We start from the raw sequence: 15,889 nt of genomic DNA, 5'->3' as shown, positions 1-15,889 counted from the left end.
AGTTAACCAGTCCGATTGTCGGGCGATCTCTGGCTTGAAGCCGTTCCAGCCAGATCGCTTCGCACGTTTTCCGGAGTTGCTCTAGTCGGTCAGGCCGACTTCCCGCATCTTGATGTAGACCGCCGCGTCCGGCTCTCCGCTTACAGCGAGACCGAAGATTGACTGGAACTCGCGTATTGCCGCCTTGGTGCGCGCTCCGGCTATGCCGTCCATCTGGATATCGGTATTGCCGAACGCCCTCAGGCCCGCCTGAATCTTCACGATCTGGCTGCTGGCGGAGGCTGGCCCCGGATCAAGCCTCACCGATCCGGTCAGGTCGTCGCGGCTTGCCGGAACCGGCACCGCGGCGGCCTGCCCCGCCCCCAGTTGATTGAGCAGGGCGTCGTCGATGGAGCCGGTCGGGGCGAGCCCCACCTTGCCCTGATAGGCGGCTATCGCATCGCGCGTATTGGGTCCGGTGAGCCCGTCGGGTTCGGCCGAATAGAAGCCCAGATCGCGAAGGATAGACTGGACCTGCCGCACGACGGGATCACCGCGCGGCCTCTCCGGTGCCGGCGCGGCGTCCGGATCGGGACGCACGATGTTGATCGTCGTTTCCGGCTCGGTCTGCTCGACAACGGGAAAATCCTGCTGGCTTCTGGTCGCAAAGAAGGCGCTCGAATGCGGGAATGGCTGATACCAAAGCGCATTGGCGGAGACGTAGAACAACGTCACCAGAAATGCCGTGGAGCCGCCGACGAGAACCGGATTGCGCGAGACGAGTTCGCCTGCCGCAACCGCGCCCCGCTGAACTATGCCCGGGCGATTGGTCTTCTTCCTGACCTTGCTGCCCTTAGCCCGTTTTGCGGAGCGAGCCATTCCAATCCCCGTTCTTCCTGCCTGCCGGCGTTGCATCCGCCAGCATCACCAGTCTGTCGCTGTCTCCCTTCGGACCATCCACCGGAATGCTCACCGAAACCGTCGTTCCTTCGCCGGGCGCGCTGTCGATGGACATCGTGCCGTCGTGCAGACTCACAAGTCCCTTCACCAGAGACAGGCCGAGCCCGGCACCCTCGAAGCCGCGCGTATAGTCGTTCTGCACCTGTACGAAAGGCTGGCCGATGATTGCCAGATCTTCCTCGGAGATGCCGATACCTGTGTCGCTCACCCAGAAATGCAGGCGCGAGCCGACGCGTCGCGCGCCAAGCGCTACCTCGCCACCTTCGGGCGTGAACTTGATGGCATTGGAAGCGAGATTGATCAGGATCTGCTGGATGGCGCGCCGGTCGGCATTCACCTCACCGGCATCGGCCGCCACGCGCAGTTCCAGCCGAATCTTTTTGGCATCGGCCTGCAATTGCATCATCGAACGGCACATCTGCGCCGCCTCGACGAAGCGGAACGGCTCCGGATGCGTGCGATAGGCCCCGGCCTCGATACGCGACACGTCGAGGATCGACGTCACGACCTCCAGCAGATGCTGGCCGGAATCGCGCACCAGCTCGACATACTCCTTCTGCCGCGGGTCGTGGAACGGGCCAAACATCTCGTGCAGCAGCATGTCGGAGAAGCCGATGATGGCATTGAGCGGCGTGCGCAGCTCATGGCTGACGGCGGCCAAGAAGCGGCCCTTGGTCACGTCGGCGCTGGCTGCGGCTTCCTCGGCACGCTCCAGATCCTCGCGCAGTTCGACGAGTTCGGAATTGTCGCGCAGCAGCGCCAGGAAGGCGTTGCCTGCTTCGTCGGTTCTGGCCAGTTCGAGCAGGAATGGCCGGTAATTGCCCGACGAGTGGCCATCCGCCTTCGGCACGCGGATGCGCAGTTCCATGCGGGCGGAAGCCGCCCCCTCGCGCATGTCGGCAAGCGCGTTCAGATAAGCGATGCGATCGGCGACAAGGATGCGCTCGAACAGCGAATTGCCCAGCAGCAGATCGGAGGCCAGACCAAGCACCTGTGTGGTGCGCTCGCCCGCATCGAGAACCTCGCCCTGCCTGTTGAGGCGCAGCATCACCGCACCCATCAAGCCTTCGAGATTGAGGTCAGGTGCGGTTTCGGCACCTGCATCCGCATTGCCACGAAGAGCGGCCAGACGCGGCACAAGGGTAGCGCCCCACGCGAGCGGCAACAGCCAGTGCCACGGCTGCGGCTGCGTATAGGCGGCCAACGACACGTCTGCGGGCAGGAATTGCATGGCGCAGGCCAGCGCCGCCGCTGCCACGCCAGCCAGCACCCAGCGCCTCGAACGGCTCACCCAGAATGCTTCGATCGGCAGAGCCGCCACAAGCAATGCCACCGGCGATGCAAGGCCGCCGGCGGAAGCCACCAGCGCACCCATGGCCACAGCGGACGCCGCAAGCACGACCGCTCCCGCTCCGGCCAAACGGCCGCTTGCCGAAACGCCGAGCGCGGCGAGCCAGCACAGCCCGAATATGCCGAGTATCGCGGCCAAAGTCGCCGAGGCGCCGAGGCCGGCGGTCACCAGCATCACCGCGCTTGCGGCAGACAGGAAGGGTACTGCGAGCATCAGTCCGATGAAACGGGCATGACGGGCGCGCGCTTCCGGCTCAGCCACGCGGCTGTGCACGAGACGCTCGCAGCCCGACGCAATCGCGTCAGGCATTCCAACGTATCTTGCCGCAATCGAACTCAACTCAACGCCTCGTACGGACCCGCTTCGCAGATCATTTCTGATTAGAGCCGAAAGTCGCATCCAGCCTTTAAGGAATGGATAAAGCTGGAGCATGAGCAGCGGATTCGGAGTCGTTTTTCTGCAAAAACAGCGTTTACGGGAATGCAATTCAGCCCATGGTAAACACAGGGTTAGCTGTCACGGACAGCAACACGCCCCTCACGACCACCACACAGAACGCAGCTTTCCACAGCGAATCAAACGGATAGGGCACGACCTGCAGCGAAAGGCGTAGGCTTCATGCCCCGTTCAGGTCGGCGGGTGTGAATGAAAGCGGGAAGTCGATTGCTTCAAATTTTAATAAAGTTGTCCTCTTGCTTGCAATCGCTCATTTGGCCGGCCCGGCTAAACTGGTTTTGTTGAAGACAGGTGCTCTGGAAAGAAGACGGATATGGGTTTCCTGATCAGGTTTGCGTTCTGGTTTTCGCTCGTTCTGCTGGCTCTTCCCTTTGATGTCGGGCCAGACGGGGAGGGTCGCGAAAACGTCAATCCCATCCAGGCGCTTCTGGCGGCAAAGGATGCTGTCGGCGACATCGCCGGCATGTGCGAACGCCAGCCGGACGTGTGCGAGACCGGCGCTTCTGCGCTCCACACGGTGACGGAGCGTGCCAAACTGGCAGCACGCATGGCGGTGAGCATAATCGAGGATGCGCCTTCGCAACCGGCTACCGCGCCAAAAGAGCCTGTCACGACCGGCTCCATCAGGCCCGCCAACTGATCTGCTTCGGACGCTCCTGAAGAGCGTCTTCCGCGTTCTCGCCTTTTTTCCGTGACGCCCGGCTGCCACCGAACTATATCGTTCGGCATGAGTACGACGATCCAGAGCATCACCGAAGACTTCGCCCTCCTCGACGACTGGGAGGAGCGCTACCGTTATGTCATCGAACTCGGCGAAGCCCTGCCCGAGTTCCCCGACAGCGAGCGCACATCTTCCAACAAGGTTCCCGGCTGTGTCAGTCAGGTGTGGCTGACCACACGCTATGGAACGGGGCCTGATCCGGTCGTCACTTTTGCGGGTGATTCTGACGCCCATATCGTACGGGGTCTGGTGGCGATCCTTCTCGCCCTTTACTCCGGCCGCAAGGCCAGCGAAATTCTGACAACCGATGCCGAAGGCACATTGCGCACGCTGGGTCTTGACGAGCATCTGACCCCACAGCGTTCGAACGGACTGCGCTCCATGGTCAACCGCATCCGAACCGATGCGCAAAAGGCAGGTGAGAACGCCTGAGCCGAGCCTCAGACGCTCCGATTCCAGTCTTTTTTCTAGCGCGCGTGCAGGTTCGGCCTGTAATCCTGTGCGCCCCAATGCAGCATCTGGGCTGGTTTACCGTCTTGCTGAGCCGCACCCGGCCAATAGTGGCGGGCCAGTGCCGCCAGAGCCGTCTTGAGCACTACCTTTCCCGAGCGCACCGGCCATGCGCGTTCAGCCTCGACGGTTTCCATGCCCTTGAGAAAACAGCACACATCGATCAGCACGCCTGACAATTCGGGTCCAACTGCCGCAATGGCTTTCTCTACCCGCATCCGCGCGCCAAGGGCGACATCTGTAAGTTCCGCAGCACCACCTCCGCTCGAGCGCTTGCCGGAAGCGACACTTGCAATCCAGTTGGCACCCAGCCGGGGCATGAGCTGGCCCCGGGTGTAATCGGCCCGCAGCCGCTCGCCCGCCTCGAACTCTCGCGCTGTCAGAAAGGTAGCGCCGGCCTTGGTTCGCAAGCGCGCCAGTTGTGCAAGAGGCGATTCCGCGAGATTTATCTGCGCCAGCCGCGGGCCCTCGCCCGCATCGACGCAGATGGTTTCGATATCTCTCGGAGAAGTATCGGAAGCACGTGCTGCATCCATTTCACGCATCATCCGCTCTCCCTTAGGCGTCACGGAAACACAATTGCCATTCAGCATCAGCATCTGCTCCGCGACCAGGCAATCGAAAGGCACACGCCCCACACTGACGGTACCGCGCTCACCGGCTTCAATCAGGACCTTGTTTGTCTGCGCCGCCGGGCTGACCTGACCCGGCCCCTTCTGCAGGAATTTCAGGACGCGCAATGGCACCTCGCGGGAAGAAGCCTGCATGCTCATATCCCCAGCCGGTTGCGGAAAGCTGCCGACGCAATCTGCTCGAACATATGCACCACCCGGTCGAACTCGGGATCGTCACGAAGATCTTCAATGGTCTGGCATGCGTGCACCACCGTCGTGCGGTCGCGCCCGAAACCACGTCCCACATCGCCCATCGACAACCGCAGAACGACATGCGCCACATACATGGCGATCTGCCTCACCCGTGCCACCGGCTGCGACGTGCGTCCGGGTTTGCGCAGCTCCTTCGATGAAAGCGAAAACAGCGCCGAAGCTATGTCGATCAGGCATTCGCAGACGTCCAGCGTGATCTCGTCACGCCGTTTGGGAAAGGCATGTTCATGCTCCCCATCCGGAGCAGGTTTGACTATCGGATGAATGGGATCATCTGGAATAGCAGTCATGTTGGCGTGCACGAAATTTCCTCCACCATAGGAATAGATTCCTTATAGAGGGTGTTCGCCGACATGTGAACAAACAAAGAACTACGTACAGCTTTGCATGGGGATAACATATTGATTTCATTTGAAGTTGGGGAATGACCGCGTCCAGACGCAATGCATTTACTCCCCACCGCGGTTCCCAGGCCGATAGTAAGCCCCGATTTCACAGGAGGTGGCACATGCGATCGCTGAACGAGCAGGCGCAAGCTTTCGGCCAACAGAAACGGCAGCATGCCAGGCACGCCGGACAACTGGCAGCATTGCAAATTTTATGCGGGATTGATCTGGGAGAAGCGTCTGTCAGTGAGGGAGCGGCAAGAACGAAGCTGCTTGACCGCATAGAACGCCTTCTGGAGCGCGAACGTCTGCGAGGCTTGCGCCGGCATTGGAACTACGATCTGAACCGTCACATAGCTCTCAAGCAGGCACGCGATCAGCTCAGGAGCAATGGCAAGCCGACTTCTCCGTCGCATGCGCTTACTGTGTGATGACAGTCGAAACTGAAAAGCCCCCTGATATCTGCAGGGGGCTTTTTCGATTGGGTGAGGCCGCAGGAAGGCCACTTCTTCGAAATTTAAGGCTTCCTCAGAACCAGGAGCGGGTGGCGCGTCCAAGCAATGTGGAATCTTCCGGCACCCCCGCATCGACGGGCGTGCCGCTCGGATCGTAGCTGGCGACCCGGGCGCCAAGCCCGTTGGTGACGACGATCGGCGTCTTGCCGGGAACGCGGCTGTGGAGATCGATGATGTCCTGATTCATCAGGCGCACACAGCCCGATGAAATGGACTTGCCGATCGAGTGCCATTCCGGAGAACCATGGATACGATAGAGCGTATCCTCGTTGTTCTGGAAAATGTAGAGCGCGCGCGCGCCGAGCGGATTCATCAGCCCCGGAGGCATGCCGCCATTGCGGACGCTGTATTTTTCGAGTTCCGGCTGACGGGCGATCATCTCGTCCGGCGGGGTCCACTTGGGCCATTCGCGCTTGTACTGAACCACTGCACGCCCGGCCCATTCGAAACCGGCACGGCCAAGGCCAACACCATAACGGATGGCCTGTCCGCCCTCGCGCACCAGATAAAGGTAGTGCTGCGACGTATCGACGACAATTGTACCGGGGCGTTCGCCTGTCGGATCGGGAACGATCTGGCGCAGGAATTTTGAATCGATCTTGCGGTAGGGAACGGCCGGAATTTCATAGCCGCCATCGAAAACCGGCCCGTACATGATGTCGTAGCTGCCGAGTTCGGGATGGGCTTGCGGTTCCGCAGGTTTCAGGGGCACTGGTGGAGCCGTTGTGGTGCAGGCCGAAACGGTGGCTGCGGCGGCTCCCATTGCCGTCAGGTTGAGAAAACGGCGTCTGGTCAGCAGGACGGGAGGTGAATCTGTTGCCATGAATTGTGGTCTCGATCTTTCTCTACTGTTCACATGGGCAAAGCCGTTGCCGGCATCGCCGCTCCCGACAGGGGCGATAGGTAGCGCCAAATCTGGCCGCACGTAGGACAAATAAAGGCGAACATGTGACTAAGGTTCCACTGTTGCCGATCGGCAACGGGTTGTGTGAACCCTATATGGGGCGGCTGAAAGGAAGGTAAACAGATTATCCCTCCGCTCCCCGGCCAACCGATATGACGTCTTTGTGATCGCCATCCCGGCAATGCAGCTCTCCAGATCAGGAGCAGTTTGTTCGCCTCAGAAGCGGGCATTTAGCATCTGGACCAATGGTCAAGATGCCGCGAGCCCTCTATTGAGAGAAGCGCATTCGACTCCCCCTCAGCGAATGGCTGAAAGGGGAGTGATGCCTGCCCGCGGGGTGTTGTTCCCGGGGCTTACAGACCTATGTTAGTCCGGTAACCCCCCGGATTTATTTGAGGAGTAAGACGAATGGCTTTCGAACTTCCCGAACTTCCCTATGACTATGAGGCGCTTCAGCCCTTCATGTCGAAGGAAACGCTCGAATATCACCATGACAAGCACCACAAAGCCTATGTCGACAACGGCAACAAGCTGGCGGCCGAAGCCGGGCTGGGCGACCTGAGCGTCGAAGAAGTGGTGAAGCAGTCCTTCGGCAAGAATCAGGGCCTCTTCAACAACGCGGCCCAGCACTACAACCACATCCATTTCTGGAAGTGGATGAAGAAGGACGGCGGTGGCAACAAGCTGCCGGGCGCCCTGCAGAAGGCCGTCGACAGCGATCTGGGCGGCTATGACAAGTTCAAGGCCGATTTCATCAACGCCGGCACCACGCAGTTCGGCTCCGGCTGGGCATGGCTTTCGGTCAAGGATGGAAAGCTGGAGATCTCCAAGACCCCCAATGGCGAGAACCCGCTGGTTCACGGCGCTTCGCCGATCCTCGGCGTCGACGTCTGGGAGCACTCCTACTACATCGACTACCGCAATGCGCGTCCGAAGTATCTGGAGGCTTTCGTCGACAGCCTGATCAACTGGGATTATGTCCTTGAGCTGTACGAAAAGGCGAACGCCTGATCGTTTCAGCGTGAAACCCCGGGGAAAACCCCGGGGTTTCGTTCTTCAAGTCTTCACCAAAGCTTCACGCAAGCGTGAAGCGAAATCATCCAGATTTTGAGACAGTTTAGCACCATCTCCGATTCTGTCGGAGCAGCCACGTTTCTTCATCAGATTCGGAGCCAGACATGAAAAAGCTTCTACTCGCCATTTCCATCTTCGCCATTGCCGGCTCTGCCGCATTTGCCGACACTCTGGCCGACCGCAAGGTCCTGATGAAAGAGCGGGGAAAGCTGACTGGCGAGCTCTCCAAAGTGGTGAAGGGCGAGACCCCCTTTGACGCGGCTGCCGTTCTCAAGACCCTGCAGGACATGCAGGCTAACGCCGAAAAGTTCGATGTCGAGGCGCTTTATCCGGCCGGTTCGGATACGGGCGATACGACCGCCGCGCCGAAAATCTGGGAAGACCCGGATGGCTTCAAGGCTGCTGAAGGCAAGTTCGAGGCCGCCGTCAACGCGGCCGTGACCGATGCGCCGGCCGACGTCGATGCACTCAAGGCGAAGTTCAGCGCCATCGGCGCAAGCTGCGGCGCCTGCCACGAGACGTTCCGCGTCCGCAAGGGCTGACTGGCCCCGATGTCCAGACGCGGAAAAATCGCCGCCACTCTTGGCGTTGTGGTTGGGCTGGGCGCGGTAGCCGGATGGGTCGCCTCCGCCCCCCAGCGCCCGGATTCCCAAATCATGGCCTCTGCCGCGCCGGGAGACGCTGAACGCGGAGCGCGTATCTTTCATGCAGGCGGCTGTGCTTCCTGCCATGCCGCCAAAGGCGCAGAGGGTGATGCGCGCTTCACGCTTTCCGGCGGTGTGGAGCTTGCCACACCGTTCGGCACCTTCGTCGCGCCGAATATCTCGCAAGACAAAAATGACGGCATAGGGAACTGGACGCTCGACGATTTTGCTGCCGCCATGCTGAAAGGCGTTTCCCCGGACGGGCGCCATTACTACCCTGCGTTTCCGTATGCTTCCTATGCCCGTATGAAACCCCAGGACATAGCCGATCTGTTCGCCTTCATGCAGACGATTCCGGCAGCGGCCGGGCATACAGCTGCACATGATCTGACATTTCCCTACAACCTCCGCCGCGGGATCGGGCTGTGGAAGCTCCTCTATCTCGACGATCGGCCGGTGGTGGAATTCGCCGAAGGCACGCCGGACAAGGTTCTGGCCGGGCGCTATCTGGTCGAGGGCCCCGGCCATTGCGGCGAATGCCATACACCGCGCGATTTCGCCGGTGGAAGCGACAGGAACCAGTGGCTCGCCGGCGCGGTTGCGGCGGAAGGCGAAGGTGTTGTGCCCAACATCACCTCCGGTGAGGGTGGCATCGGCGACTGGTCGGAATCCGACATTGCCGGCTATCTCGAAACGGGCTTTACGCCAGACTTCGATTCCGTCGGCGGATCGATGGTGGAAGTGCAGAAGAACATGGCGGAACTCACCAGCGAAGACCGCGAAGCGATCGCGGCCTATCTGAAAGCCATACCGGCACGCCAGAACGGTTATCTGGCGCGCCAGTAGCGACCCGCTGTCAGGTGGCGGGCTTCACGTCCGCCTTGCCGGTAGCCTTCAGGGCAAAGGAATAGGTGTAAGCTATCTCCTCCAGCCGGGAGAAGCGGCCTGATGCGCCTGCATGGCCCGAATCCATGTTGATCTTGAACAGGACGGGATTGTCGCCGCTTTTGGTGTCGCGCAGGCGTGCCACCCATTTCGCCGGTTCCCAGTAGGTTACGCGCGGATCGGTGAGCCCGGCCAGCGCCAGGATCGGCGGGTAGTCGAAAGCGCCGACATTGTCGTATGGGGAGTAGGCGGCAATCGTCCTGTAATCCTCTTCCGAGGCGATCGGATTCCCCCACTCCGGCCATTCCGGCGGCGTGAGCGGCAGCGACGCGTCGAGCATGGTGTTGAGCACATCCACGAAGGGCACTTCCGCTATGATGGCGCCGAAGGCTTCAGGCGCCATGTTGGCGATTGCGCCCATCAGCATGCCGCCCGCCGAGCCGCCCTGGGCCACGATGCGGTCATGCGACGTGTAGCCTTCATCGACGAGATGTCTTGCGACGGCGATGAAGTCGCGGAAGGTGTTTTGCTTGTGCGCCCTTTTTCCGTCGTCGTACCAGGAATAGCCCTTATCCTTGCCGCCGCGCACATGGGCGATCGCATAGACGAAGCCGCGATCCACCAGCGACAGGCAGTTGGTGTTGAAGGATGCGGGAATGGTGATGCCGTAGGACCCGTACCCATAGAGCAGACACGGAGCTGTACCGTCCAGCGGCGTATCACGCCGGTAAAGCAGGGAGACCGGCACGGCCTCGCCATCCGGTGCAGTGGCCATCAGGCGGCGGGTAACATAGGCGTCGGCGTCGTGGCCGGAGGGAACCTCCTGCGTCTTGAGCAGGGTGCGCTGGCGCGTGCGCATATCGTAGTCGAAGACCTGTGCCGGTGTGGTCATCGACGAATAGGAGAAGCGCAGAACGTCCGTGTCATATTCATATGATCCTGCCATGCCGAGGGCATAGGCTTCCTCGTCGAAGGCAATGGCATGTTCCTCGCCGGTGGCGCGTTCGTGAACCACGATGCGCGGCAGGCCATCGAGCCGTTCGAGCCGGACGAGGTAATCGCGAAACCCCGTGATGGACAGGATCAGGCGACCCGGCTGATGCGGAACCAGCTCGGTCCAGTTGGCACGAACCGGGTCTGAAACCGGAGCGGTCATGATCTTGAAGTCTCTGGCTCCGCCTTCGTTGGTAAGCACGAAGAATATGTCGCCACCTTCCTCCAGATCATACTGAATGCCCGCCTCGCGCGCGGCGACGAGCAGCGGCGTGCCAAGAGGGTCGGCTGCGTTGAGGATGCGATACTCCGAAGTCTCATGATCGCTGATGCTGATCATGATCCAGTCGTTGCGGCGTGTGCCGCCAACGCTCATGAAGAAACCGGGATCCGTCTCCTCGTAGATCAGACGGTCATTGGCAGTATCATCGCCGAGCTGGTGGAAGAGTACTTTCGACGGCCTGTGGTTATCGTCCAGCAGCGTGTAGAAAAAGCCGTTGTTATCGGCTGCCCATGTGCCGCCACCGCCCGTGCTTTCGATACTGTCTGCAAGCTCGGCGCCCGTGGCAAGATCACGTACGCGCAGAGTGTAGAATTCGGAACCTTTGTCGTCATAGGCCCACAACAGGCGCTTGTGGTCGGACGAATGGTCGATGCCCCCAAGCTGGAAATAGGGCTTTCCCTCAGCTTCATGGTCGCCATCCAGCAATATCACCTCATCTCCGCCCTGGGCCGGCTTGCGGAAATAACGCGGCTGCTGGCCACCCATGCGGTAAGACGAACCGTAAGCAAAGGGTCCATCTTTCATAGGCACCGACGAATCGTCTTCCTTGATGCGTCCTTTCATCTCGGAAAAAAGCGTCTCGCGCAGCCCGGCCGTGTCAGACATCAACTGCGCCTGATATGCATTCTCTTCTTCAAGATGAGCGCGGATATCGGCGGCGAGCCGTGCAGGATCGCGGAAGACTTCCTGCCAGTTGTCGGCCCGCATCCAGGCATATTCATCCGTGCGGGTTATACCGTGCCGCGTGTCCTCGACGGGGACTTTCACAGGGCGGGGAGCCTGCGCGGAACCGAAGGGTGCCTTTGTCGTCATCTTAAGCTTTCCATTTATTTCACAGTTCAAAGAACATGCTGCTCACCAGCGTTCAAGTCCCGTCTGCCATGGGAGATACATATTGTAATACTCTTTGCTTTGTCAGGCAGATGAACGACAGCTCGTATTGAGGCAGTATGTAGTTGTGTATTGATAATTGAACTAGGCGGTCAAAAAAAATCATTGAGCATTATGCCACCAAAGAACATATGCGATTGACTTGACAGTCATCTGGGATCATGAAGTTGACGCTGAGCGAATCGCTGACGCTCCCGCCATTAAATTCCGCAGATGCCATGCACTGATCATCGGCATCGTTATCATGTCTCTCGTTGGGATTTCACGAACATGGACACTGCCGACACGTTCCCGAAAAATATCGATACGCTTATCGAACTTACTGCTGATGTCGTCGCAGCCTATGTGAGCAACAACCCCGTTCCGGCATCCGAACTCTCCAATCTGATCGCCGATGTCCATGCTGCTCTTGGCCGCGTCGCCGGCAGCGCGTCGCCCGAGCCCCTGCCCGTCGACAAGCAGAAGCCGGCAGTCAATCCCAAGAGATCGGTCCATGACGACTACATCATCTGCCTTGAAGACGGCAAGAAGTTCAAATCGCTCAAGCGCCATCTCATGACACACTACAATCTGACGCCTGAGCAGTACCGCGAGAAGTGGGGCCTGGACGCCAATTATCCGATGGTTGCTCCCAGCTATGCAGCCGCTCGTTCGGAACTTGCCAAGCAGATGGGCCTCGGCCGCAAGCGCAAGGCGCGCTGATACAGATTACTTTACGAATGAAGAAACGGCGCCTTGTGGCGCCGTTTTCTTTTTGGACGTTCAATGTTCGGGGCTGTTCTGAGCAGAGTTCCGTTTAAGCGCCGCTGGCGCAAATCAGCGCTTGCGGGTCAGGCTACCCAGAATGCCGCGCACCAGCGCGCGCCCGATCGAAGACCCCACTGAACGCACAACCGACTTAACAGCCGCTTCCGTAACGGTCTGCCGGTTCGATGTGCGCGGCGCCGGCGCTCTGCGCGTGCGGCTGGTCGGTGCGGGTGTGTTGCCAAAATCCGGCAAGGTCCACCCGCCCCCTCCTCCGCCACCCGTCTGGCTCCGGGTCTGCTGCTGCGGCTGCTGCGCTGTCTGAGCCTCGGCGGCGCGCTTCTGCAGCATTTCAAAAGCGGATTCGCGATCGATCGGCTGGTCATACTGGCCGGCGACAGGGCTGACGCTGAGAATATTCCGCCGTTCCTGCGGTGTGATTGGCCCAAGCCTTGAGGAGGGCGGACGGATCAATGTGCGTTGCACCATCGAAGGCACGCCCTTGTCCTCCAGCGTGGAAACCAGCGCCTCGCCGGTGCCAAGCTGGGTGATTGCCGTGGCACAATTGAAATCCGGATTGGGGCGAAACGTGTCGGCTGCGGTTTTCACCGCCTTCTGCTCACGCGGCGTATAGGCGCGCAGGGCATGCTGTACACGATTACCCAGTTGCGCGAGCACGGTTTCCGGCACGTCGAGCGGATTCTGGGTCACGAAATAAACGCCAACCCCCTTCGAGCGGATAAGCCGCACCACCTGCTCCACCCGGTCGACCAGCGCCTTGGGCGCATCGTCGAACAGCAGATGTGCCTCATCGAAGAAGAAGACCAGCTTCGGCTTGTCGGGATCGCCGACTTCGGGCAGCACCTCGAACAGTTCCGACATCAGCCACAGCAGGAAAGTCGCATAAAGGCGTGGGCTCATCATCAGCTTGTCGGCGGCAAGCACGTTGATGGCGCCGCGTCCGTCGCGCGTGGTACGCATCAGATCGTCAATGCGCAGCGCAGGCTCGCCGAAAAAATGGTTGCCGCCCTGCTGTTCAAGAATCAGCAACGAGCGCTGAATGGCACCGACCGACTGCTTTGTAACGTTGCCGTAGCGCGCTCCGATTTCCGGGGCCCGCTCGGCCAGATTTGCCAGAAGCGCCTGCAGATCCTTCATGTCGAGGAGCAGAAGGCCCTCCTCGTCGGCGATACGGAAGGCGATGTTCATCACCCCTTCCTGCGCGTCGGTCAGGTTCATCAGCCGCGACAGCAGCAATGGCCCCATTTCGGAAATGGTGGCGCGAACGGGGTGTCCCTGCTCGCCGAACAGATCCCAGAAGATGACCGGAAATTCCTGAAACTCATAAGGATCGAGGCGGACTTCTGCGGCCCGCTTCTGCAAAAAATCTTTCGCCTCGCCCATCATGGCGATACCTGAAAGGTCACCCTTTATGTCGGCGCAGAACACCGGCACGCCAGCATTGGAAAAGCCCTCCGCCAGAACCTGCAAGGTCACGGTTTTACCCGTACCCGTTGCGCCGGTAACCAGGCCGTGGCGATTGCCATAACGCAGCAGCAATTCTTCCGGCCGCTGATAGCTGTCATCAGGTTTCCGGCTGGCACCCAGGATAATGCTGTCTTCAGCCGCCATCATGAATTCTCCGCGATCGAGTGGCCGGCAGGAAACCGGCCAGTTTCGCAGGTATAGTAAGGCGAAAGCTAAATTCAAAGGCGCAAGTTCCGTCCTGCCTCATCTGCTGCATTGCCGTACGTGAACAGGGACCTTACAGTGCACCACATCCGGGCCGGCGCGGCGCTCTCCCCGGGTAGCAGTAAAGGACCAGATTCTTGACCGACACAGCAGCAGATCGCCACGGCCAGGACACCCGTTGGAAAGCTATTGCCGAACAGGCGCTTGGCGACGGCGCTATCACAGCCGCCTCCGGCAAACCGCGCTGGGCGATCTGTCAGCGCATTGACGACCCCGATGTGGAGCGCGCGCGTGCCCAGATCGCTGACGATCTCGCAAAAGGAGCGACCGGGCTTGCGCTGGTTTTCGACGGCGCTCCCAATGCATTTGGATATGGTTTGCCGGGGACACCCCAGGCGCTCGGACGAATTCTTGAAGATGTGCCGCTCGACAGGATCTACCTGCGCCTTGACGTTCACCCCGCCAGCCGTGCCATGGCCGACTGGCTGGTTGGAAGCCTTGGAAAGGGAAATATCGATCCCTCACGTCTCAACCTGTCTTTCGGCATAGATCCGGCCGCGACCTTTGCCGGTACAGGCCGTCTGCGCATGACCATCGAAGCGTTGCAGGCCTCGATGCCGCAATCTCTGGCCTATTTTTTCGCCATGGATGTGCCCGGCATCCTGCTCGAAGCGGACGGCCGCGTTCTGCACAATGCCGGCGCCACCGAAGCGCAGGAGCTTGGTGCCATGCTGGCTTCCGCTGCAGCGCATCTGCGCCTGTTTCAGGAAGCCAGGCAAGCTCTGGTCTATGCCGCCCCGCATATCGGTTTCGCCGTCGGCGTCGATGACGATTCTCTGGCATCTGCCGCGAAGATCAAGGCGCTACGCCTGCTCTGGGCGCGCCTTCAGGAAAGCTTTTCGATTTCGCCGACGCCCACCGAAGTCCACGCAGAAACGTCCATGCGCATCGTCGGGCGACAGGACCTTTCCGGCAACGTCGCCCGCAATGCCGCTGCCGTTTTCGGGGCTGCCGCAGGAGGCGCTGATTCGATCGCAGTCCTGCCGCACACGATCGCTCACGGCCTTCCGGAAGGAAATGCCCGCCGCATCGCCCGCAATCTGCAGATGCTCGTCGCGCAGGAACAGGCAGACCTTCCCGGCGTCGATGAACTGGTCGAAGATTTTTGCCAGCAGGGCTGGGCGGAATTTCAGCGGATCGAGCAAGAAGGCGGGATTCTGCCGAGCCTGAAAGCCGGTCACATCCAGAACCGGGTAAAGACCGCGGCCAGTCAGCGCCGGACCATACCAGAAACTCAACAGAACGCTGATGCTGCGGCCTCAGTGGCGACCCTCGCCGCAGAGCGCCATCCGGCGCCAACGGATGGCGTGGTCTTCTGCGAGGCTCTGCATCCCCTGTTCTTCGACGGAAGCGTGGAAACGGTCGCACAGGAATAAAGCACCCGCCGTCGCCTGGAGCCTTCGGTTAGTCGCCTTTCCGAACCGGAAAAGTGTTTCCACTTTTCCTGAAAACGCTCTGGGCAGCCAGTCGTCTTCAAGCTTCTGCGATCAGATCGACGATCTCCCATTCGCGACCGTTGACGGTGATCAGCTCGCCAACCTTCTTGCCGAAGAGAGCCTGCGCCATGGGTGAGATATGCGAGATCGAGCCTTTGGCGGGCTCGGCCTCGTCCTCCCCCACGATCTGCCATTTGGCCGTCTTGCCGTCTTCATCTTCCAGCGCCACGGTCATGCCGAAGCGAACGACATCGGAATCGGCATCCGGAACGGACAGCTCGGCATTCTCGCGCCGCGCTCCCCAATACCGCAGATCGCGTGCGGCAAGCTCCAGTCGTTCCCGATCCCCTTCGGCCTCGGCGCGCACGATCTCTTCGCGCAACCGAACGATTTCCGCCTCGATAAGCGCCAGACCGCGTTGCGTGACGAGATTGCGATGCGGGCTCACAGGGCGCTCGCCAAGGGCTGCGATCGCGCTTTCGTTATCGTCCTCCCGGGTAAACGCCCTGCTCATGGCG

General features: G+C 60.4%; 16 protein-coding genes. 8 read left to right on the top strand and 8 right to left on the bottom strand.

Annotated elements, in window-relative coordinates; all coding sequences use genetic code 11:
* Positions 1 to 81: 81 nt before the first annotated feature.
* Positions 82 to 858, bottom strand: coding sequence for a peptidoglycan-binding protein (locus MIC97_RS16775; RefSeq protein ID WP_239800965.1), 777 nt, complete (start codon positions 856 to 858; stop codon positions 82 to 84).
* A complete protein-coding gene (locus MIC97_RS16770) occupies positions 833 to 2,599 on the bottom strand; it encodes a PAS domain-containing sensor histidine kinase (RefSeq protein ID WP_239800964.1) in 1,767 nt (588 codons plus the stop codon). The genes MIC97_RS16775 and MIC97_RS16770 overlap by 26 nt, the downstream gene beginning before the upstream one ends.
* Before the next feature lie 460 nt (positions 2,600 to 3,059).
* On the opposite strand from MIC97_RS16770, the gene MIC97_RS16765 reads away from it, so the two are divergent.
* Complete coding sequence (locus MIC97_RS16765) at positions 3,060 to 3,386, top strand: DUF5330 domain-containing protein (protein ID WP_239800963.1); 327 nt, start codon at positions 3,060 to 3,062, stop codon at positions 3,384 to 3,386.
* Positions 3,387 to 3,473: 87 nt separating this feature from the next.
* Positions 3,474 to 3,899, top strand: a complete 426-nt coding sequence (locus MIC97_RS16760) for a SufE family protein (RefSeq protein ID WP_239800962.1) — start codon at positions 3,474 to 3,476, stop codon at positions 3,897 to 3,899.
* A 35-nt stretch (positions 3,900 to 3,934) separates the two neighbouring features.
* Here MIC97_RS16760 and MIC97_RS16755 read toward each other — a convergent pair whose 3' ends face one another.
* Together MIC97_RS16755 and MIC97_RS16750 are read right to left on the bottom strand one after the other, a co-directional pair.
* Positions 3,935 to 4,744 carry a DUF6456 domain-containing protein gene (locus MIC97_RS16755; RefSeq protein ID WP_239800961.1) on the bottom strand — a complete coding sequence of 270 codons (810 nt, stop codon included), beginning with the start codon at positions 4,742 to 4,744 and terminating at the stop codon, positions 3,935 to 3,937.
* 2 nt (positions 4,745 to 4,746) lie between these two features.
* On the bottom strand, positions 4,747 to 5,154 hold the full coding sequence (locus MIC97_RS16750) for a helix-turn-helix domain-containing protein (protein ID WP_239800960.1): 408 nt from the start codon (positions 5,152 to 5,154) through the stop codon (positions 4,747 to 4,749).
* A 218-nt stretch (positions 5,155 to 5,372) separates the two neighbouring features.
* Here MIC97_RS16750 and MIC97_RS16745 point away from each other — a divergent pair, with 218 nt between their 5' ends.
* Positions 5,373 to 5,681, top strand: a complete 309-nt coding sequence (locus tag MIC97_RS16745; RefSeq protein WP_239800959.1) for a cytoplasmic protein — start codon at positions 5,373 to 5,375, stop codon at positions 5,679 to 5,681.
* A 97-nt stretch (positions 5,682 to 5,778) separates the two neighbouring features.
* On the opposite strand, the gene MIC97_RS16740 is transcribed toward MIC97_RS16745, so the two are convergent.
* A complete protein-coding gene (locus MIC97_RS16740) occupies positions 5,779 to 6,588 on the bottom strand; it encodes a L,D-transpeptidase (RefSeq protein ID WP_183828460.1) in 810 nt (269 codons plus the stop codon).
* 489 nt (positions 6,589 to 7,077) lie between these two features.
* Between MIC97_RS16740 and MIC97_RS16735 the strand changes: the two genes are divergently transcribed.
* The 3 genes from MIC97_RS16735 (at position 7,078) to MIC97_RS16725 (ending at position 9,233) form a co-directional block, all read left to right on the top strand.
* Positions 7,078 to 7,680 (top strand): superoxide dismutase, encoded by a 603-nt coding sequence (locus MIC97_RS16735; protein ID WP_183828458.1) that lies wholly within the window; start codon positions 7,078 to 7,080, stop codon positions 7,678 to 7,680.
* A 167-nt stretch (positions 7,681 to 7,847) separates the two neighbouring features.
* Positions 7,848 to 8,285: a cytochrome c gene (locus tag MIC97_RS16730; protein ID WP_239800958.1), complete on the top strand. Its 438-nt coding sequence runs from the start codon at positions 7,848 to 7,850 to the stop codon at positions 8,283 to 8,285.
* A gap of 9 nt (positions 8,286 to 8,294) precedes the next feature.
* The gene (locus MIC97_RS16725) at positions 8,295 to 9,233 is read left to right on the top strand and encodes a cytochrome c (protein WP_239800957.1); all 939 of its coding nucleotides are present in this window, start codon (positions 8,295 to 8,297) and stop codon (positions 9,231 to 9,233) included.
* 10 nt (positions 9,234 to 9,243) lie between these two features.
* Here the strand turns inward: MIC97_RS16725 and MIC97_RS16720 are convergent, their stop codons facing one another.
* On the bottom strand, positions 9,244 to 11,361 hold the full coding sequence (locus tag MIC97_RS16720; RefSeq protein ID WP_239800956.1) for a S9 family peptidase: 2,118 nt from the start codon (positions 11,359 to 11,361) through the stop codon (positions 9,244 to 9,246).
* A 348-nt stretch (positions 11,362 to 11,709) separates the two neighbouring features.
* Here MIC97_RS16720 and MIC97_RS16715 point away from each other — a divergent pair, with 348 nt between their 5' ends.
* Entirely contained in the window at positions 11,710 to 12,141 is a 432-nt protein-coding gene (locus MIC97_RS16715) for a MucR family transcriptional regulator (RefSeq protein WP_183828446.1), read from the top strand.
* Positions 12,142 to 12,255: 114 nt separating this feature from the next.
* Here MIC97_RS16715 and MIC97_RS16710 read toward each other — a convergent pair whose 3' ends face one another.
* The gene (locus tag MIC97_RS16710; RefSeq protein WP_239801178.1) at positions 12,256 to 13,815 is read right to left on the bottom strand and encodes a helicase HerA-like C-terminal domain-containing protein; all 1,560 of its coding nucleotides are present in this window, start codon (positions 13,813 to 13,815) and stop codon (positions 12,256 to 12,258) included.
* Positions 13,816 to 14,012: 197 nt separating this feature from the next.
* Between MIC97_RS16710 and MIC97_RS16705 the strand changes: the two genes are divergently transcribed.
* Positions 14,013 to 15,311: a methylmalonyl-CoA mutase family protein gene (locus MIC97_RS16705; protein WP_239800955.1), complete on the top strand. Its 1,299-nt coding sequence runs from the start codon at positions 14,013 to 14,015 to the stop codon at positions 15,309 to 15,311.
* Between the two features lie 97 nt (positions 15,312 to 15,408).
* Here the strand turns inward: MIC97_RS16705 and MIC97_RS16700 are convergent, their stop codons facing one another.
* Positions 15,409 to 15,885, bottom strand: coding sequence for a GreA/GreB family elongation factor (locus MIC97_RS16700; RefSeq protein ID WP_239800954.1), 477 nt, complete (start codon positions 15,883 to 15,885; stop codon positions 15,409 to 15,411).
* Between the last annotated feature and the right edge of the window lie 4 nt (positions 15,886 to 15,889).

Source organism: Aquamicrobium sp. NLF2-7 (genome assembly GCF_022359935.1).
Lineage (GTDB): Bacteria > Pseudomonadota > Alphaproteobacteria > Rhizobiales > Rhizobiaceae > Mesorhizobium > Mesorhizobium lusatiense.
The sequence above is the reverse complement of the archived record's forward strand: the minus strand, read 5'-3'. Positions and strand labels throughout refer to the sequence as shown.